Genomic DNA, 18,432 nt, shown 5'->3' on the forward strand with positions numbered 1-18,432 from the left:
AATCTACGTCGCGTTGACTTTCTATTGGGGGAGAACCTGTCATGTCCCAGACCACTTCCATGCCGAAGGAGGTTCAGGAGGACGCCGCCCCGGCCCGGCCATGGCTGACCCTGCTGGCCGTCTCCCTCGGCGTGATCATGGTGATGCTCGACGGCACCGTCGTCGCCATCGCCAACCCCGTCATCCAGGCGGAGCTCAACGCATCCCTCGCCGACATCCAGTGGGTGACCAGCGGATATCTGCTGGCCTTGGCGGTCTTCCTCATCACCGCCGGCAAGCTCGGTGACATCTTCGGCCACAAGCGCATCTTCCTGATCGGCGTCGTCGGCTTCGCGCTGACCTCGCTCGCCATCGGTCTCACCTCCTCGATCGGTCCCCTGATCGCCTTCCGCGTGCTCCAGGGTCTCTTCGGCGCGCTGCTCCAGCCCGCCGCGCTGGCGCTGCTGCGCATGGCCTTCCCCGGTGACCGCCTGAACATGGCCATGGGCGCATGGGGTGGCATCATCGGCCTGTCGTCGGCGGCCGGCCCGATCGTGGGCGGCCTGCTGGTCGAACACGTCAGCTGGCAGTCGGTGTTCTTCGTCAACGTGCCGGTCGGCGTCATCGCCCTCGCCGTGGGCTGGTGGGCGCTGCGCGAGAGCAAGGCGGTGTTCCTCTCCAAGGTCGACTGGCTGGGCGTCGTGTTCTTGTCGATCATGATGTTCTCGCTGGTGTGGGCGATCATCAAGGCCCCCGAGTGGGGCTGGGGCGACACCGGCACGCTGATCTCCCTCGGCATCGCGATCGTGTTCCTCGCCGCGTTCCTCTGGTGGCAGACCCGGGTCCGCGAGCCCCTGGTCCCGCTGGGCCTGTTCCGCAACGTCTCTTTCTCCGTCGGCACGACGCTGATGATCCTCACCGCGTTCTCGATGTTCGGCGCGATGTTCTTCCTGACCTTCTTCTTCCAGGGCGTCCACGGGCTCTCGCCGCTGGAGTCGGGCCTGCGCATGCTGCCGATGAGCGCGGGCATGATCGTCGCCTCGCCGCTGGCCGGAGTGCTGATCGGCAAGCTCGGGCCGCGCGTCATGATCTCGGGCGGCATGCTCATCACCGCCGTCGCGATGTTCCTGATGTCGCGCCTGTCGATCGACGCGACGTTCCTCGACAGCGCCATCCCCTTCGTGCTGCTGGCCTTCGGCCTGTCGCCGGTCTTCGTCGGCGCCACCGAGATCATCGTGGGCAACGCCCCCGAGGAGCTGTCGGGTGTCGCGGGCGGCCTCCAGCAGTCGGCCATGCAGGTCGGCGGCGCGCTGGGCACCGCGATCCTCGGCGCGATCGTCTCGGCGAAGGTCGCCTCCGTGTACGAGAGCTACCTCGGCCCCGTGGCCCAGGCGATTCCGCCGGGTGACCTCGAACTGCTCAAGGAGGGCGCCTCCTACGGCGCCGCCCCCCAGGGCCTGCCCGAGCAGATCGCCGGCGCGGTGACCAACGCCTCCCACTCCTCGTTCATGGACGGCCTCCACCTCGGCTTCGAGGTGAGCGCCGGCGTGGCGGTCTTCGCGGCGGTCATCGCCCTGCTGGTGCGGGCGGGCCGCAAGACCGAGGGCGCGGCGGTCCACATCGGCTGACCCCGAAACGCGCCCCGGCGGCTCCCGTCCCTTGGTGGCGGGGGCCGCCGGTGTTTGTAGACTCGCGTGGGTGAGCAGTACGAAAATTCTTCCCGACCAGAAGACCGAGGTCGTCCCGCGCACGTCACACGGCGGCGACGGCGACCATGAGCGGTTCAGCCACTACGCCGACCGCAACAAGGTCACCGAGAGCTACATCACGGGTGCGCCGGTGCGGGCGATCTGCGGCAAGGTGTGGGTGCCCAGCCGCGACCCGAAGAAGTATCCCGTCTGCCCCGAGTGCAAGGAGATCTACGAGGGTCTCCCCAAGGGCGAGTCGGGCGACGACAAGTGACGGGTGTCACTACCTCTTGATCGACTCCGATGCGGCTAGCGTTCGAACTCTGGTCCGGACCGGTCGCATCGGGGGAAACGAATGGCCCGGCGTGTTCTCGCCGTCTCTTTGGCATGCCTGCTCTCCTGGGCGGCCACACCCGCCGAAGGCGCCTCACGCGGGCACGGCCATGGGCACGGGCACGACCACGACTGCCCGGCGCCGGAGCGCACGTCAGGCCGGGCCGAGCCCCGCCCGCTGAGCGCCACCGAGCTCGCCCAGATGAACGCGGCCCTGCGCAACCACCCCGGGCCGATCCCCGCGACGGTGACCGTGCCGCTGTGGATCCACGTGCTCACCGACGGCCTCGTCGGAGCGCCCGACGCGGCGGTCCGCGAGCAGGTGAACGTGCTCAACCGCGCCTACGCGGGCGGCTACGGCGGCGCCGACACGGGCGTGCGGTTCGCGCTGCGCGGCATCACCCGCACCGACAACCGCGACTGGTTCCGCAACCCGCTCGGCCTGGAAGACCCCATGAAGTCGCAGCTGCGCCGGGGCGGCTCGGAGACTCTCAACCTGTACGTCTCCCAGCTCGGCGAACTGGTTCTGGGCTACGCGACCTATCCGAACTGGTACACCGGCAACCCCCGCCACGACGGCGTGGTGATCGACTGGCGGACCCTGCCCGGCGGCGCGCTGCGCAACTTCAACTTCGGCTTCACCGGCGTCCACGAGATCGGCCACTGGCTGGGCCTCGTCCACACCTTCGAGAACGGCTGCACCGAACCGGGCGACTCCGTCGACGACACCCCCTACCAGGCCACGCCGACCGAGGGCTGCCCCGAGCGGCGCGACTCCTGCACGGCGCCCGGTGAGGACCCGATCCACAACTTCATGGACTACGCCCACGACCGCTGCATGAACCAGTTCACCGCCGGACAGGGCCTGCGGATGCGGCAGGCCTGGGTGACCTACCGGGGCGGCCTGGCGGCCACCCAGACCCGCTCGGGCGGGACCGCCGGTCTCCTCGGCACCCAGTCGGGCCAGACCCCGTTCGCGCCGCCCCGCCCGGGGGACCTGACGGGTTCGCTGTTCCTGCCGCGCGGGCGCGGCTGAGGGCGTCCGGGTGCGTCAGCCCCGCGCGACCGGTTGGCGCCGGATACGGCGAGGACCGCAGACGGCGGTCGGCGCCGGGGTGGGCGGAGCCGTAACGGAGAAGAGTTCTTCGCCCTGATACCGAATGGCTGATCTTTGTTGACGGCTGGGGCTCCGGCGTGGCTGACTTGGCGGCATGGATGAGCGGAGGGTCTGGCCGCCCACCGCCGACGCGGGACAGGACGACCTGCCGCCGTCCGCCCGCTGGTACGGCACCCCCGCCCCGCCTCCGCGCCGCATCCCGCGCCGGTACCGCCGCCTCCTCGCCATCGCGCTCACGTCGCTGGGCGCGGGTCTCGTCGTCGGCGGGGTCGTCTTCCTGGTGGTGAACCGCCCGGCCGCGCCGGTCGAGACGGTTCTGGTCACCGACGACCTGGCCGACCTGAGCTACCCGCTGCCGCCCGGCTGGCACGAGGGCACGCTGGCGCCGGTCACCGGGTTCACCTCGGTCGCGGGCAGCGGCGACCGGGCCGCCGTGATGGCCCGGCCGGGGGAGAAGCTCGACGCGGCCGATCCGCGTCCCGCGCTGCTCAAGCTCGCCAAGACCTACTCGCAGCTGCTGCTGCACGGCGACACCGTCGACGTCGTCGACGACGAGAAGGTCGCGACCGGCGGGCGCACCGGCCACACCTACGCGGTCAGGGCCTCCTACCGCGACGTGGTGAACCAGCCGGCCTTCCTGCGGGTGACCGTGCTGACCGCGCCGGAAGGGCGCAGCGTCGTGCTGCTGGGCCTCGCGCACCCCGACGACCCGGCCTCCCGGCGTGAGATAGACACGATCATGGCGGGCGCGCGATAGCACTTACCAGGCACGATGGCGAGGATCTCGCGGCCTCGGCACGTCTTGTCGGTCGGTCCGACTACTCTGAGGCCACGTGAGGGGAACCGATAGATACGGCAATGTCCGAGTGACCGGCGGGAGGCGCGCGTGAGCACGTCGGCCGCGTCCCACCTGTCGCCGTCATATCCCGACCGCGCGGCCTGGGGCACCGCCCCGAAGTTGCGCGCGTGGCAGCAGGAGGCGTTCGACCTCTACTTCACCCGCGAGCCGCGCGACTTCCTGACCGTCGCGACGCCGGGCGCCGGCAAGACGACCTACGCGCTGCGCATCGCCAGCGAACTGCTGAGCAGAGGCGTCATCAAGGCCATCACGATCGTGACGCCCACCGAACACCTGAAGCGTCAGTGGGCCGACGCCGCGGGCCGGGTCGGCATCGGCATCGACCCCGAGTTCAAGAACAGCCAGGGCGCCACCTCGCGCGACTACACGGGTGTCGCGGTGACCTACGCCCAGGTGGCGATGCATCCCGCGCTCCACCGCGCCCGCACCGAGTCGCGCCGCACGCTCGTCATCTTCGACGAGATCCACCACGCCGGCGACGCCAAGTCGTGGGGCGACGGCGTGCGCGAGGCGTTCGAACCGGCGACCCGGCGGCTGCAGCTGACCGGCACCCCGTTCCGCTCCGACGACAACCCGATCCCGTTCGTCGGCTACACCGAAGACGCCGAGGGCGCGCTGCGCAGCGTCTCCGACTACAGCTACGGCTACGGCCCGGCGCTGGCCGACGGGGTCGTCCGCCCGGTCATCTTCCTGGCCTACAGCGGCGAGATGAAGTGGCGCACCCGCGCCGGCGACGAGATCACCGCCACCCTCGGCACCCCGCTGACCAAAGACCAGCTCGGCCAGGCCTGGCGGGCCGCCCTCGACCCGAAGGGCGACTGGATCCGCCAGGTCATCCAGGCCGCCGACCGCCGCCTGACGGAGGTCCGCCGGGGCATGCCCGACGCGGGCGGCCTCATCATCGCCACCGACCACGAAGCCGCCCGCGCCTACGCCAAGCACCTGCGCGCGGTGACCGGCGAGGGCGCGACAGTCGTGCTGTCCGACGATCCCGGGGCGTCGGCGAAGATCAAGGAGTTCGGCGCCTCGCAGCAGCGGTGGCTCGTGGCGGTCCGCATGGTGTCCGAGGGCGTCGACATCCCGCGCCTGGCCGTCGGCATCTACGCCACCAGCATCTCGACGCCGCTGTTCTTCGCGCAGGCCATCGGGCGTTTCGTCCGCATGCGCAAACGGGGCGAGACGGCGTCGGTGTTCGTGCCGTCGGTGCCGCTGCTGCTCAACTTCGCCGCCGAGATGGAGGCCGAGCGCGACCACGTCCTGAACCGCAAGCGCGACGAAGACGGCCTCGACGACCTGCTGCTGGAGCAGGCCCAGCGCGAGCAGAAACAGCCCGACACCCTGGGTGACGAGCTCCCCTTCCAGACCCTGGAGGCGTCGGCGACCTTCGACCGCGTCCTCTACGACGGAGGCGAGTTCGGCACGGCCGCCGCCGCCGGGTCACCCGAGGAGGAGGACTTCCTGGGGCTTCCCGGTCTCCTGGAGCCCGAACAGGTGGCGTCCCTGCTGCGCAAACGGCAGGCCGACCAGCAGGCGGCCAAGAAGAAGCAGCCGAAGGCCGAACCGGTGGGCCTGGCTCCTCACGAGCAGATCGCCGAACTCCGCAAGGAACTCAACGGCCTAGTCGGAGCGTGGAACCACCGCACGGGCCAGCCCCACGGGGTCATCCACGCCGAACTGCGCCGTTCGTGCGGCGGCCCGGCCATCGCCCAGGCGACGGCCGACCAGATCCGCGAGCGCATCGCGATGATCCGCAAATGGGCAGCCGGACGAAAGTGAGTCGTCGGCCCAGCCGGCACCGGCCACTTCGTGAAGGCATCACGCTGCCCGGGAAGTGACCGGGAGGTCGGCGGGGCCTGCCACGGACCGCCTCGCCGTGACCGACCACTTTCGTGAGCGCGTCGCGCTCATCCGGAAGTAGGTGGCCGTGCGGAGGTGAGTGGGGGATCGGCTTGACCTGCCATCGCCAGGCGACCATCGACGGGATCGTGAGTGCATCGCGGTGATTCGGGAGTAGGCGGTCTCTCGGAAGTGAGCGGGGGATCGGCTTGACCTGCCACTGTGCAGGCGACCATCGACGGGATCGTGAGCGCATCGCGATTCTTGAAGCGACCGGCCGGTCGGGTGACTCGTGGGATCGGCTGTTTGGAGATGGCGATTGCGCATCGGCACTGGAAGGTGGCATGCCGTGCTGGCCGGGCGGTGGGTCCTCAAATGCTGCTGAGGTCGGTGCAGTGGGTGATGGTGGCGTCGTCCGGTGGCACCGCGTGGGACTCCTCGGCCTGGCGGACTTGGTCGATGATGGCGGCCGGGCCGGTCGACGCCAGAACGGTCAGGAGGGCGGGCCAGTCGGTGAGGGCGAAGCGGTCCACGATTCGGCTCGCGCCGTTGCTCAGGAGGGTGGCGGTGGAGACCTCCGTGACCGGCAGGCGGCCGGTGACCGCTTCGTCGGCTGCGCGCGGATCGTCCTTGGCCACCCAGAAGCCGCCCGGCCGGTTCCGGTGGGCGCGCAGGTCGCGCAGGACCCGCTGAGGGTCGTCGCCTCTCTCCAGCAGGCGCTGGTAGGCCTGGCTGACGACCACCTCACGGCGGTCGGTGCTGATGACCGGCGGGCCGTCGGTCCGGCCGAGGACGACGACGGCGTCACCGAGGACCAGATGTTCGAGCAGGTCGCCGGACAGGCGCACGACGGCCACGGCCGCCGACGGGCTGATGGGGTCGGCCACGTCGCACGTGTCGCGGTGGGCATCCGTCACCCGTGTGATGGCCTCGGCGAGGAGCGCCGGAAGGCTGTCCGGTGACGACGAGAGGCCGAGCAGGGCGCCGCCCAGACGGTGGGCGTACCAGGCCACCCCGTGACGGCAGACCGCTTCGGCGCCGGGGATGCCGGCGCCGTCGACGAGCACCGCGGCCGTCGGGGTGGCGCCGGTGAAGTCCTCGTTCGCCCGCCCGGCCCGCGCCGGGACGCTCGCCAAAGTCACCCTCATGCCCCGGCAGGCTTCCCCCGGAGGGAGGGTTCAGCCGTGGGTGATCGTGGGGATGCGCTTGCCGCTCCGGCCGTCGACCGCGACCCAGCGGTGGCGGGGCAGTTTGCGGGCCACGTCGACGAACGCCGTGTGACCGTCGATGTTGACCGGCACGACCGACGCCCGGTGGTTGCCCACCAGCGCGCCCTCGTGGACCCACACCTTCAGGCGGTTGCCTCTCTCGCCCAGCACCACGGCGGCGGTGTCGCACTCGCCGACCACGGCGGGCCAGAGGATGGTCACGTGGGTGCGGGACAGGCGCACCTCGTCTGGATGGGGGAGCCGCACCGGGCAGGACACGGCGGTCGGCGACGGCACGGGACTCGGCGGCAGCACCGCGGCCACGGGCGGCGGTTCGGGCCGGTGGCCGCCCGTGGCGAGGAAGATCGTCGCCCCTTCGAGGGCCAGCAGGGTCGCGACGGCCCCGAGGCGGTTGCGGACCGGCTGACCGAGCCCGAACAGCAGCCAGACGCAGACAGGCGCCAGCACCAACCACGACACACCAAGAGCAAGAGCAAACATGACCAGCCGCCGACCTAGAGGATATGACGCTAGGTAAGCGTATCCCTACGCTCGGCAATGGCAACCCGGAGCCGGAAACCGCGCCGGCCGCAGGACCAGGCATATCGAAATGCCGAAATTTCGGGCGGCCTCAGCCGCCGACAGCCGAGTCGCCCGCCGGTATCCGAGTTGGCCGCCGTCACCCGCGTTGGCCGCCGGTATCCGCTTCGGCCGCCGTCACCTGCGTCGCCTGCCGTCACCCGCGTCGCCTGCCGTCGCCCGCCGATCCGCCTCAGCCGCCGTCGCCCGCGTCGCTCGCCGGTATCCGCCTCGGTGGCCGATGCCCGCGTCAGTCCTCGCCGTCGTCGGCCACGATCGGGCGGCCGGTCAGCTGGACCCCGGCCGCCGCCATCTCCGTCAGCGCCACCTCGGTCGTGACCGGCAGGACGCCCGCCGTCAGGTCGAGGAGCACCCGCACGTCGAACCCCTGGGTCCGCGCGTCGATCGCCGTGGCCCGGACGCAGTGGTCGGTGGCGATCCCCACCACGTCGACCCGCTGGACACCGCGTTCCCGCAGCCACGCCGCCAGGCCCACCCCGTCGGGCGAGTGGCCCTCGAACCCGCTGTAGGCGCCGGAATGGGCGCCCTTGCTGAAGATCTCGTCGATCGGCTCGGTGTCGAGGTTCTCGTGGAAGTCGGAGCCGGAGGTCCCCACGACGCAGTGGGCGGGCCAGGTCGTCATGAAGTCGGGGTCGATCGAGAAGTGGGCGCCCGGGTCGACGTGGTAGTCGCGGGTGGCCACGATGTGGTCGTAGTCGCCGCGGGCGGCGTGCACGCTGATCGCGGCGGCGACGCCCGCGCCGCCGGTCACGGCCAGGCTGCCGCCCTCGCAGAAGTCGTTCTGCACGTCGACGATCACAAGCGCGGTGGTCATGGCGTCCAATCTAGAAGATCGCGGGAGACCGGCGTCGTCCTCATGCGCCGCTCCCCCGCGATCAGGAGAAAATACTAGGCACAGCCGGGTCTCCAGGCGAGAGACTATGGGCGATTTGCGGCAATTCCCGCATCGACTCGCGGTGCCGGGCCCGCGCCTCGTCTAGGGTCTCGCGGCCGACGATCTCGCCGCCGCTGACCAGAGCGGCCAGCAGGGGGCGGCCCAGGGAATCGTCGGCGCGGGTGGAGACGACCTCGCCGACCGCGACGCCGTCGGCGACCGCGCGGTAGGCCCACTTCCGGCCGCCCTTGCTCGGCTTGCCCACCGAGGTCTTGGCCACCGGCCTCATCCCGCCCGACGCGTCCTCCCGGTCGACCAGCTTGTAGACCAGGTTGGCCGTCGGCGCGCCCGAGCCCGTCACGAGCTTGGTGCCCACGCCGTATCCGTCGACGGGGGCGACGGCCAGCGCGGCGATGGCGTGTTCGTCGAGGTCGCCGGTGACCACGATGCGGGTGCGGTCGGCCCCGAGGGAGTCGAGCTGCTCGCGCACCTCGAAGGCGACCACCCCCAGGTCGCCCGAGTCGATGCGGACCGCGCCGAGGTCGCTCCCGGCCAGCTTCACGGCCGTCCGGACCGCCTCCGGGACGGAGTAGGTGTCCACCAGCAGGGTCGTCGACGCGCCGAGGGCGTCGATCTGGGCCTGGAAGGCGGCCTCCTCCGAGTCGTGGAGCAGGGTGAAGGCGTGGGCGCTGGTGCCGGCCGTGGGGACGCCGTACTCGAGACCGGCCTGGAGGTTCGAGGTGGTCGCGAACCCGCACAGGTAGGCGGCGCGGGCGGCGGCGACGGCGGCGCGCTCGTGGGTGCGGCGCGAGCCCATCTCGATCAGGGGGCGGTCACCGGCCGCGTGGGCCATCCGGGAGGCGGCCGAGGCGATCGCGCAGTCGTGGTTGAGGATCGACAGGACGACCGTCTCCAGGACCACCGCCTCGGCGAAGGTGCCCTCGACGACCATGATCGGGGAGCCGGGGAAGTAGGTCTCACCTTCGCGGTAGCCGTACACATCGCCGGAGAAACGGAAGCCGGCGAGGAAGGACAGGGTCGGCGGGTCGACGACGCGTTCGAGGAACTCCAGCTCCGCCTCGCCGAACCGGAAGTTGTCGATCGCCTCAAGGACACGGCCGGTACCTGCGACGACGCCGTAGCGGCGGCCCGCCGGGAGGCGGCGGGCGAAGACCTCGAACACCGCGCGACGATGGGCGGTGCCGCCGGCCAGCGCCGCCCGCAACATGGTCAACTCATACATGTCTGTTAGCAAGGCCGAGCTCATGGACGTTTGCACGAGTCGAGAGTACGACCGTGGTGAGGCAGGATTGGGGATGTGGGTAGCACCGCTCCGAGTGAGGTCGAGCGTCCGATAGCTGACGTTCGCCCAGATGTGCCATGGGTGACCATCGTCTGGAATGACCCGGTCAACCTGATGTCATACGTCACCTATGTCTTCCAGAGCGTCTTCGGCTACGCCCGGGAGAAGGCCGAGAAGCTCATGCTCGACGTCCACCAGAAGGGGAGGGCGGTCGTGTCCAGCGGCACGCGGGAGGAGATGGAGCGCGACGTCCAGACCCTCCACTCCTACGGCCTGTGGGCCACCCTGCAGAAAGACGGCTGATGGGTCACGGTTTCAAGGCGACGCGCGACGGCGTCTCGGTCCACCTCGACGCGGCCGAGGCCAGCGTGCTCCGGTCGCTGGTCTCCTCGATGGTCCTCGACGTGGTCGAGCCGGGGGAGACGGGCGACGACCCGCTGGAGCGGGCGCTGCGCATCGGCCCGGCCGCCGAGCCGACCGATCCGGTCCTGGCCCGGCTGTTCCCCTCGGCCTACGCCGACGACGACGCCGCCTCGACCGAGTTCCGCCGCTACACCGAGGGCGACCTCCGCGACGCCAAACGGACCGACGCGCTCACCCTGATCGAGACCGCCGTCGGCGGCCGGATCGTGCTGAACCCCGAGCAGGCCCAGGCCTGGCTGCGCGCCCTCAACGACCTCCGGCTCGTCCTGGGTGTACGTCTGGAGGTCACCGAGGAGATCCACGAGGAGATCGCCGAGATGGGCGACGACGACCCCCGCTACCCCGCCTTCGTCACCTACGACTGGCTGACCTACCTGCAGGACACCCTCGTTCAGGCCCTTTGGTAGGTTCGCGGCATGCTGACGATCTCCCGCGAGCTGGTCGACCAGATCATCGCCCACGCCACGGCAGACCATCCCGACGAGGCGTGCGGCGTGATCGCCGGCCGCGACGGGGTGCCCGAGCGGTTCGTCCCGATGGAGAACGCCGAGCGGTCGCCGACGTTCTACCGCTTCGACTCGATGGAGCAGTTCCGCGTCTGGCGTGACATGGACGACAACGACGAAGAGCCCGTCGTGATCTACCACTCCCACACCGCCACCGAGGCCTACCCCTCGCGCACCGACGTCTCCTACGCGAGCGAGCCCCACGCCCACTACGTGCTCTACTCCACCGCCCTCGCCCAGTTCCGGTCGTTCCGGATCGTCGACGGGGTGGTCGAGGAGGAGGACGTGAAGATCCTGGAACCAGACGCATAAAATGGGTGACATGTCCCTGGGCGTGCAACCGTGCCTCTTCGCGCACTCTCCTTCCGTCGTGGTCTACGACTGTCGCTGATCTCGCCTCCCCGTAAACCACAGACCTTTCCCGAAGAGAGAGAACACCAATGGCCATCGAGGTCCGCATCCCGACCATCCTGCGCACCTACACCGACGGCGCCAAGGCCGTCGACGCCTCCGGCGCCACGCTCGAAGAGCTGATCGGCGACCTGGAGGCGCGTCACCCGGGGATCAAGGCCCGGATCGTCGACGACGGCAAGCTGCGCCGGTTCGTCAACATCTACCTCAACGACGAGGACGTCCGCTTCCTCGGCGGCCTCGGCACCCCGATTTCCGACGGCGACACGGTCACCGTGCTGCCCGCCGTCGCCGGTGGCTGATCAGAGATGCGCTTCGACTCGCTGATCGAGTCGGTCGGCCGCACCCCGCTCGTCGGGCTGCCCCGGCTGTCGCCGTCGGCCGACGTGCGGATCTGGGCCAAGCTCGAAGACCGCAACCCGACCGGCTCGATCAAGGACCGGCCCGCCCTGTGGATGATCGAACAGGCCGAGAAGGACGGGCTCCTCACCCCTGGCTGCACGATCCTCGAACCGACCTCCGGCAACACCGGCATCTCGCTGGCGATGTCGGCCCGGCTCAAGGGCTACAAGCTGATCTGCGTCATGCCCGAGAACACCTCCGAGGAGCGCCGCCAGCTCCTGCGCATGTACGGCGCCGAGATCATCTCGTCGCCCGCGGCGGGCGGCTCCAACGAGGCGGTCCGGGTGGCCAAGGGCCTGGCGGCCGAACACCCCGACTGGATCATGCTCTACCAGTACGGCAACCCGGCCAACTGGCGCTCCCACTACGAGTCGACCGGCCCCGAGATCCTCGACGATCTCCCGACGGTCACCCACTTCGTGGCGGGCCTGGGCACCACCGGCACCCTCATGGGCGTCGGCCGGTACCTGCGGGAGCAGAAGCCCGACGTGAAGATCGTGGCCGCCGAGCCCCGCTACGGCGAGCTCGTCTACGGCCTGCGCAACGTCGACGAGGGCTTCATTCCGGAGATCTACGACGAGGGCGTGCTCACCACCCGCTACTCGGTGACCTCTGCCGACGCCCTCAAGCGGACGCGCGACCTGCTCGCCACCGAGGGCATCTTCGCCGGCATCTCCACCGGCTGCGCTCTCCACGCCGCCATCGGCATGGCCCGCAAGGCCGTCCAGGACGGCGAGCGGGCCGACATCGTGTTCGTGGTCGCCGACGGCGGCTGGAAGTACCTGTCGACCGGCGCCTACGAGGGAACGCTCGACGAGGCGGAAGACCGCCTTGAGGGCCAGCTCTGGGCTTAGGAAGCAAAAGAGAAGGGCCCCGCCTCCCTGAGAGTTGAGGCGGGGCCCTTCTGCGTTACTAATTGAACAGCACGCGCAGGGAGAAGTTCGCCTCGCTCCCCGAGTAGCCGCCGCTCATGCCGACCGCGCGGAGCACCTGGAGGTTCGCCTTGTCCTCGTCCTTCATGCCCTGCAGGTAGAGGTTCTCGATCTTGTCGAGGTCGACGAAGAGTCCGAAGCTGGCCGTGTCGGCGTTCGGGACGGCGGTCTGGAAGGTCTCGCTGTCCTTCAGCGTGCCCGCCTCGGCGAGCTTGTTCGCGTAGTCCTGGTTGGTGGCGACGACGAGCTTGCCGTCACCGGGGGCCTTGGCGAGCTGGAGCGGCTGACCGGCGACCGCGAGCGCCTGCTCGACCTTGGTCAGCACCTCGCCGGCCTTGGCCGGGTCGGTGGCCAGGACCGCACCGGCGTTCGGCATGTTGCCGTCGAGACCCTCGGAGTCCACCGCGACGGTGACGCTCTCGCCGAGCAGGGTGGCCAGGTCGTCGGGCAGGACCAGGCCGAACTGCTGCTGGGCCTGGGTGATGAACTGGGTGAACTGGGCGCCGCCGCCGGCGCTCTCGGCCGACTTGACGATCTGGTCCCAGCCGTTCTTGACGCCCTCGCCGAGGCCCGAGATGGCCAGCGCGCCGGCGGTGGTGTCGGGCAGCTCGCCCAGCTTGACCGGGGTGCCGGTGACCGGGATGGGGCTGGTGACGCCGCGGGTGATGGCGGCGAGTTCCGCGTACGAGCCGTCGAACCGCAGCGCCCCCGCGAAGCGGCCGTTCTTGATCTGCTCGGTCAGCGTCGGGTCGGCGGCCACCTGCGCGCCGCCCAGTTGGACGAGCTTGCCGAGGTCGCCCCAGAAGGACAGCACGCCGGGCTCGCCGAGGGCCTCCATGTCGGAGGTGAAGTCGGCCGACTCGGCGAGAGTGGGGCCGGTGGAGTATTTGTCGGCCTCCGCCTGGGTGGCCGAGACGATGGCGTAGTCGCCGCGGAAGGCGAGGCCGGTCTTGGTGTCGGATCCGGCGTCGAGCTTGGCGATGCCGGCGCGGGCCGCGTCGGCGTCCTTCACCTGGATGGCCACGGCGAAGCCGGGCTCCTTGGCGTCGGCGCCGGGCATGACCGCGAAGCCGATGCGGTCGCCGAGCCAGGGCTCGATGTCGGCGGCGTAGTCGATCTTCTCGAAGTTCTCGTTGTCCGCCGAGATTGCCTTGAAGAAGGCCTCGCGCGGGTCCTCGCCGGAGAAGGCGTCCTTGGTGACGGTGAACTTCCGGGCGATGTTGAACAGCGCCAGCTTCTGGTTGGCGGCCGGGTCGAGGTCGATCCGGGCGTAGGCGAGGGCGCCGGCCGGGAGGGCCTCGGCGGGCTGCGCGCCGCCACCGCTCAGGGTGGAGAACGCCCACACGCCGCCGCCGCCGACGAGGCCGACGACCACCGCGGCGATCAGCGCGATGATGAGGCCCTTGGGGCCGCCGCGCTTCTCGACGGGGGCGTGCACCACGGGGGGCAGGTCGTAGCCGAGTTCCTCCGGCTGGCGCCACTGGCCCTGCTGCTGGTGCTGCTGCGGCGGGGGAGTGAACATCTGCTGGGTGCCGCCGAAGTCCATCCGGGTCGGCTGCTCCGCGTACGGCTGCGGCTGGGGCTGCGGCGAGCGGTAGTTGATGGTCCGGTCCGGGTCACCGTTGATGTCGAACGGGAAACCAGGGGGGTTCTCGGCAGGCATGGGGTCAACTCGCAAAGTGGGGTGATCTCCGACGAGTTTGAAAGTATGCCGTGCCGGTAGCGAACCACTTGCAGCCTTCTTGACTATTGACGCGTAAGTACCTCTCGTGGCTCTTTGAGGTGAACCTCACCTGTATCACTGGTTTCGACCAGATCCCAGGGGACGATCAAGCTCCGGGCGTACAGGAGGCGGGTGAGCTGCTGGAGCGCTCCGTTGACCCGGCCGCCGGCGTCGCGGTGGACGCCGAGGAGGAACTGCGCCCGGGTGGCTGACACGACCAGTCCGGCGGTCTCCGGCTCGGTGCTCTTCTTGAACGGGTTGCGGCTGCCGACGACCATGCGCACGTCCACCACGTGGCCGACCCACACCCCGCGCACGTCCCATACGCACTGGCCGATCAGTTCCCGTCCCGTCATGGCCGGTGAATGCCCGGATCTCCCTGTACGGACGGCTATGGCCCGGTCAAGATACAGTGTTCCAGAACAACATTCGGGAGGGTGTGCGTGAGCGGTTTCGGGGAGGCGACCCGGGCGGTGCGGGTCGGCGAGGGCGTCTACGACGTGTGCCTCGACGACGGATATTCGATCGGCGGCCCGCTCAACGGCGGATATCTGATGGCCGTGCTGCTGCGGGCGGCAGTCGACGACTCACCGCACGAGCATCCGGTCTCGACCGGCGCCCAGTTCCTGAGGGCGGGCCGCCCCGGCCCGGCGCGGGTCAGGGTCGAGCAGGTGAAGACCGGCAAGACGACCACCATCAGCAGGGCCTCGCTCGTCTCCGACGACGGACCTCTCCTGGAGACATTGGTCACCACCGCGACCCTCGACCCGCTGGCCGAGCCGGTCTACTCGGCGGGCCCGGCCGTGAAGATGCCGCCGCCCGAGGAGTGCCTGCCGCTGCCCGAGCCCAAGCCCGAGTCGAACATGAACCTCAACGGCCAGATGGAGCTGCGGTTCGACCCGCCCACCGTCGGCTGGCTCACCGGCGAGCCGACCGGCCGTCCCGAGTCGCGGGCCTACTTCCGGCTCCGGCACGGCCAGGAGCCCGACCCCTTCGTGCTGGCCCTCGCGGTCGACGCGCTGCCCCCGGTGGTGTTCAGCGCGGGCCTGCGCGGCTGGGCCCCGACGGTCGAGCTCACCTGGCACCTGCGCGCCCTGCCCGCCCCCGGATGGCTCACCGTCATCGCCGGCGGGCGGCTCGTCAGCGACGGCTGGTTCGACGAGGAGGCCGAGGTGTGGGACTCCTCCGGACGGCTCGTCGCACAGTCGCGGCAGCTCGCGAGGGTCGGACGCGGATAGCGAGTGTGCTCGGTGTCACGGGGACGGGCGGGATGATCGGCCATAAGCTGACCCCGTGGTGGAGAGTTATGGTCAGGGGTCCATCGGGATCTTCGACAGTGGTTTCGGGGGGCTGACCGTAGCCCGGGCGATCATCGACCAGTTGCCCAACGAGCCGGTCTTCTACGTCGCCGACACGGCGCGCCAGCCCTACGGGCCCAAGCGCATCGCCGAGGTCCGGTCCTACGCCCTCGAACTGCTCGACCATCTGGTGTCCCACGACGTCAAGATGCTCGTGATCGCGTGCAACACGGCCAGCGCGGCGGTGCTGCGCGACGCGAGGGAGCGCTACCGGGTGCCGGTCGTCGAGGTCATCCAGCCGGCCACCCGGCGCGCCGCCTCGGCGACCCGCAACGGGAAGGTCGGGGTGATCGGCACCCAGGCCACCATCTCGTCGATGGCCTACCAGGACGCCTTCGCCGCCGCGCCCCACGTGGAGCTCGTCGGCGTCGCCGCGCCGCGTCTGGTCGAGTTCGTCGAACGCGGCGAGACCGAGAGCGAGGCCGTCATCGAGGCGGTGCGCGAATACCTGACACCGATCCTCGACGCCGGCTGCGACACCCTGATCCTCGGCTGCACCCACTATCCGCTGCTGCTCGGCGCGATCTCCTACGTCGCCGGAGACGGCGTCACGCTCGTGTCGAGCGCCGAGGAGACCGCCAAGGACGTCTTCCGGGTGCTGCGCGACCGGGGCCTGGTGCGCGCCTCGGGCGTGCCCGCCCACCGGTTCGGCACCACCGGCGACACGCTGCTGTTCGAGACCCTCGGACGCCGCTTCCTCGGACCGGAGCTCCAGGCCGTCGAGATGGCCGCACCTGTGTTCGGAGAAACGGTATGAAACTGACCATCGTCGGCTGCTCCGGAAGCTTCCCCGGCCCCGCCAGCCCGTCGTCCTGCTATCTGTACGAGGCCGAGGGCTTCCGGATGCTCGTCGACTTCGGCAACGGCTCCCTGGGGGCGCTGCAGCGCCACATCAGCCCGTTCGACCTCGACGCGATCTGCCTGTCCCACCTGCACGCCGACCACTGCCTCGACATGTGCTCCTACCACGTCGTCCGCAACTACGGCCCCGGCGCGCCCTACCCCAAGCTGCCCGTGTACGCCCCCTCCCTGGCGCCCGCGCGACTGGACGCCGCCTACGGCATGCCGCAGGAGCCCAAGATGGAGACCGCGTTCGACTTCACCGAGCTGTCGCCGGGCACCTTCGAGATCGGCCCCTTCCAGGTCACCGCGGCCCTGATGAACCACCCCGTCGAGACCTACGGCTTCCGCGTCGCCCACAACGGCAGGTCGGTCGCCTACTCGGCCGACACCGCCGAGTGCGACGAGCTCATCGGCCTGGCCGGCGACGCCGACCTGCTCCTCTGCGAGGCCTCCTTCCTCGACGAGCCCGGCAATCCGCCCGGCCTCCACCTCACCGGCCGGCAGGCGGCCGAGCACGCCGCCAAGGCGGGCGCGGGAAAGCTCGTCCTCACCCATCTGGTCCCCTGGCACGACGAGCAGCGCGTACGCGCCGACGCCGACCGGGGCGGCTACTCGGGCGAGATCGAGTTGGCCCGATCCGGTGCGGTCTATGACCTAGGGTGAGGCCCATGGCTCGCACTGATGGACGTACGCCCGACCAGCTCCGGCCGGTGACGATCACGCGGAACTGGCTGGCCCACGCCGAGGGGTCGGTCCTGGTCGAATTCGGCGGCACGAAGGTGCTCTGCGCCGCCTCCGTCGAGTCGGGGGTGCCGCGCTGGCGCAAGGGCAGCGGCCTCGGCTGGGTCACCGCCGAATACGCCATGCTGCCCCGTGCCACCAACACGCGCGGTGAGCGCGAGTCGGTGCGCGGCAAGATCGGCGGCCGGACCCACGAGATCTCCCGCCTGATCGGCCGGTCCCTGCGGGCCTGCGTCGACTACAAGGCGCTGGGCGAGAACTCGATCGTGCTCGACTGCGACGTCCTCCAGGCCGACGGCGGCACCCGCACCGCCGCGATCACCGGCGCCTACGTCGCGCTGGCCGACGCCGTGGCGTGGATGCGCAAGAAGCGCATGTGCCCCGGCGACCCGCTGGTCGACTCGGTCGCGGCGGTCTCGGTCGGCATCGTCGGCACCACCCCGCTGCTCGACCTCTGCTACGTCGAGGACGTCAAGGCCGAGACCGACATGAACGTCGTGATGACCGGCAAGGGCTCCTTCGTCGAGGTCCAGGGCACCGCCGAGGGCGCGCCGTTCGACCGCGCCGTCCTCAACGAACTGCTCGACCTGGCCACGCTCGGGTGCATCGAGCTGACCGACCTCCAGAAAGCCGCCCTCGCGTCATGACCAAGCTCCTCCTCGCCACCCGCAACCAGGGCAAGATCGTCGAACTGCGCCGGATCCTCGAAGAGGCCGCGCTGCCGATCGAGCTGGTCGGGCTGGAGTCCTTCCCCGAGATCGGCGACGTCGCCGAGACCGGCCTCACCTTCGCCGAGAACGCGCTGCTCAAGGCCCACACCGTGGCCCGGCAGAGCGGCCTGCCCTGCATCGCCGACGACTCGGGCCTGTGCGTCGACGCCCTCAACGGGATGCCGGGCATCTTCTCGGCCCGCTGGTCGGGCGGCCACGGAAACGACCAGGCCAACCTCGACCTGCTGCTGGCCCAGATCAGCGACGTGCCCGACGACCGCCGCCAGGCCCACTTCGCCTGCGTGGCGGCGCTGGCCCTGCCGTCGGGCGAGGAGCGCGTGGTCGAGGGCGTCATGCACGGCCACGTGATCCGGGCGCCCCGGGGCACGATGGGCTTCGGCTACGACCCGATCTTCGTCGCCGACGGCGAGACCCGGACCACCGCCGAGATGTCCCCGGCGGAGAAGGACGCCATCTCCCACCGGGGGATCTCGATGCGCGGGATGGTGCCCGTCCTCGCCGAGGTGTTCTCCGCTTCGTAAGAAGTTGGGGCTGCCACCCGACCAGGGCGTTCGTAGGATCCATA

At 70.4% G+C, this 18,432-nt stretch carries 21 protein-coding genes; 15 read left to right on the forward strand and 6 right to left on the reverse strand.

Going from position 1 to position 18,432, the window contains the following annotated elements; translation table 11 throughout:
• Positions 1-41 precede the first annotated feature (41 nt).
• From AW270_RS21290 to AW270_RS21310, 5 genes are all read left to right on the forward strand, one after another.
• Positions 42-1,607 carry a DHA2 family efflux MFS transporter permease subunit gene (locus tag AW270_RS21290; RefSeq protein WP_061296888.1) on the forward strand — a complete coding sequence of 522 codons (1,566 nt, stop codon included), beginning with the start codon at positions 42-44 and terminating at the stop codon, positions 1,605-1,607.
• A gap of 70 nt (positions 1,608-1,677) precedes the next feature.
• Complete coding sequence (locus tag AW270_RS21295) at positions 1,678-1,941, forward strand: DUF3039 domain-containing protein (protein WP_030455569.1); 264 nt, start codon at positions 1,678-1,680, stop codon at positions 1,939-1,941.
• 81 nt (positions 1,942-2,022) lie between these two features.
• Positions 2,023-3,036, forward strand: a complete 1,014-nt coding sequence (locus AW270_RS21300) for a zinc metalloprotease (RefSeq protein ID WP_082801723.1) — start codon at positions 2,023-2,025, stop codon at positions 3,034-3,036.
• Between the two features lie 175 nt (positions 3,037-3,211).
• Positions 3,212-3,874 carry a hypothetical protein gene (locus AW270_RS21305; protein ID WP_061296889.1) on the forward strand — a complete coding sequence of 221 codons (663 nt, stop codon included), beginning with the start codon at positions 3,212-3,214 and terminating at the stop codon, positions 3,872-3,874.
• A 129-nt stretch (positions 3,875-4,003) separates the two neighbouring features.
• Complete coding sequence (locus AW270_RS21310; protein WP_082801724.1) at positions 4,004-5,752, forward strand: DEAD/DEAH box helicase; 1,749 nt, start codon at positions 4,004-4,006, stop codon at positions 5,750-5,752.
• 431 nt (positions 5,753-6,183) lie between these two features.
• Here the strand turns inward: AW270_RS21310 and AW270_RS21315 are convergent, their stop codons facing one another.
• From AW270_RS21315 to AW270_RS21330, 4 genes are all read right to left on the reverse strand, one after another.
• Entirely contained in the window at positions 6,184-6,960 is a 777-nt protein-coding gene (locus AW270_RS21315; protein WP_061296890.1) for a hypothetical protein, read from the reverse strand.
• A 30-nt stretch (positions 6,961-6,990) separates the two neighbouring features.
• Positions 6,991-7,491 (reverse strand): hypothetical protein, encoded by a 501-nt coding sequence (locus AW270_RS21320; protein ID WP_157522354.1) that lies wholly within the window; start codon positions 7,489-7,491, stop codon positions 6,991-6,993.
• A gap of 358 nt (positions 7,492-7,849) precedes the next feature.
• Positions 7,850-8,434, reverse strand: coding sequence for a nicotinamidase (locus AW270_RS21325; RefSeq protein ID WP_061297016.1), 585 nt, complete (start codon positions 8,432-8,434; stop codon positions 7,850-7,852).
• A 61-nt stretch (positions 8,435-8,495) separates the two neighbouring features.
• Positions 8,496-9,773 carry a nicotinate phosphoribosyltransferase gene (locus AW270_RS21330; protein ID WP_439649069.1) on the reverse strand — a complete coding sequence of 426 codons (1,278 nt, stop codon included), beginning with the start codon at positions 9,771-9,773 and terminating at the stop codon, positions 8,496-8,498.
• 39 nt (positions 9,774-9,812) lie between these two features.
• Between AW270_RS21330 and clpS the strand changes: the two genes are divergently transcribed.
• From clpS to AW270_RS21355, 5 genes are all read left to right on the forward strand, one after another.
• Positions 9,813-10,100, forward strand: a complete 288-nt coding sequence (gene clpS, locus AW270_RS21335) for an ATP-dependent Clp protease adapter ClpS (protein WP_061296893.1) — start codon at positions 9,813-9,815, stop codon at positions 10,098-10,100.
• On the forward strand, positions 10,100-10,627 hold the full coding sequence (locus tag AW270_RS21340) for a DUF2017 domain-containing protein (RefSeq protein ID WP_061296894.1): 528 nt from the start codon (positions 10,100-10,102) through the stop codon (positions 10,625-10,627). The genes clpS and AW270_RS21340 overlap by 1 nt, the downstream gene beginning before the upstream one ends.
• 9 nt (positions 10,628-10,636) lie before the next feature.
• Positions 10,637-11,038, forward strand: a complete 402-nt coding sequence (locus tag AW270_RS21345) for a M67 family metallopeptidase (RefSeq protein ID WP_061296895.1) — start codon at positions 10,637-10,639, stop codon at positions 11,036-11,038.
• 128 nt (positions 11,039-11,166) lie between these two features.
• Positions 11,167-11,439 (forward strand): MoaD/ThiS family protein, encoded by a 273-nt coding sequence (locus AW270_RS21350; protein ID WP_061296896.1) that lies wholly within the window; start codon positions 11,167-11,169, stop codon positions 11,437-11,439.
• Positions 11,440-11,445: 6 nt separating this feature from the next.
• On the forward strand, positions 11,446-12,393 hold the full coding sequence (locus AW270_RS21355; RefSeq protein ID WP_061296897.1) for a PLP-dependent cysteine synthase family protein: 948 nt from the start codon (positions 11,446-11,448) through the stop codon (positions 12,391-12,393).
• A gap of 58 nt (positions 12,394-12,451) precedes the next feature.
• Here the strand turns inward: AW270_RS21355 and AW270_RS21360 are convergent, their stop codons facing one another.
• Together AW270_RS21360 and AW270_RS21365 are read right to left on the reverse strand one after the other, a co-directional pair.
• Positions 12,452-14,134 (reverse strand): DUF3352 domain-containing protein, encoded by a 1,683-nt coding sequence (locus AW270_RS21360; protein WP_061296898.1) that lies wholly within the window; start codon positions 14,132-14,134, stop codon positions 12,452-12,454.
• Positions 14,135-14,217: 83 nt separating this feature from the next.
• Positions 14,218-14,550 (reverse strand): hypothetical protein, encoded by a 333-nt coding sequence (locus AW270_RS21365; protein ID WP_061296899.1) that lies wholly within the window; start codon positions 14,548-14,550, stop codon positions 14,218-14,220.
• Positions 14,551-14,637: 87 nt separating this feature from the next.
• Here AW270_RS21365 and AW270_RS21370 point away from each other — a divergent pair, with 87 nt between their 5' ends.
• The 5 genes from AW270_RS21370 to rdgB are packed head-to-tail and all read left to right on the forward strand — an operon-like array spanning position 14,638 to position 18,388.
• Positions 14,638-15,432 carry a thioesterase family protein gene (locus AW270_RS21370; protein WP_061296900.1) on the forward strand — a complete coding sequence of 265 codons (795 nt, stop codon included), beginning with the start codon at positions 14,638-14,640 and terminating at the stop codon, positions 15,430-15,432.
• Positions 15,433-15,487: 55 nt separating this feature from the next.
• On the forward strand, positions 15,488-16,309 hold the full coding sequence (murI, locus tag AW270_RS21375) for a glutamate racemase (protein WP_245674794.1): 822 nt from the start codon (positions 15,488-15,490) through the stop codon (positions 16,307-16,309).
• Positions 16,306-17,058 carry an MBL fold metallo-hydrolase gene (locus tag AW270_RS21380; protein ID WP_061296901.1) on the forward strand — a complete coding sequence of 251 codons (753 nt, stop codon included), beginning with the start codon at positions 16,306-16,308 and terminating at the stop codon, positions 17,056-17,058. Before murI ends, AW270_RS21380 begins: the two co-directional genes overlap by 4 nt.
• Before the next feature lie 5 nt (positions 17,059-17,063).
• Positions 17,064-17,783, forward strand: a complete 720-nt coding sequence (gene rph / locus AW270_RS21385) for a ribonuclease PH (RefSeq protein ID WP_061296902.1) — start codon at positions 17,064-17,066, stop codon at positions 17,781-17,783.
• Positions 17,780-18,388, forward strand: a complete 609-nt coding sequence (gene rdgB / locus AW270_RS21390) for an RdgB/HAM1 family non-canonical purine NTP pyrophosphatase (RefSeq protein WP_061296903.1) — start codon at positions 17,780-17,782, stop codon at positions 18,386-18,388. Before rph ends, rdgB begins: the two co-directional genes overlap by 4 nt.
• Positions 18,389-18,432: the final 44 nt, after the last annotated feature.

The sequence above is a fragment of the Herbidospora cretacea genome (assembly GCF_001570605.1).
GTDB classification, from domain to species: domain Bacteria; phylum Actinomycetota; class Actinomycetes; order Streptosporangiales; family Streptosporangiaceae; genus Herbidospora; species Herbidospora cretacea.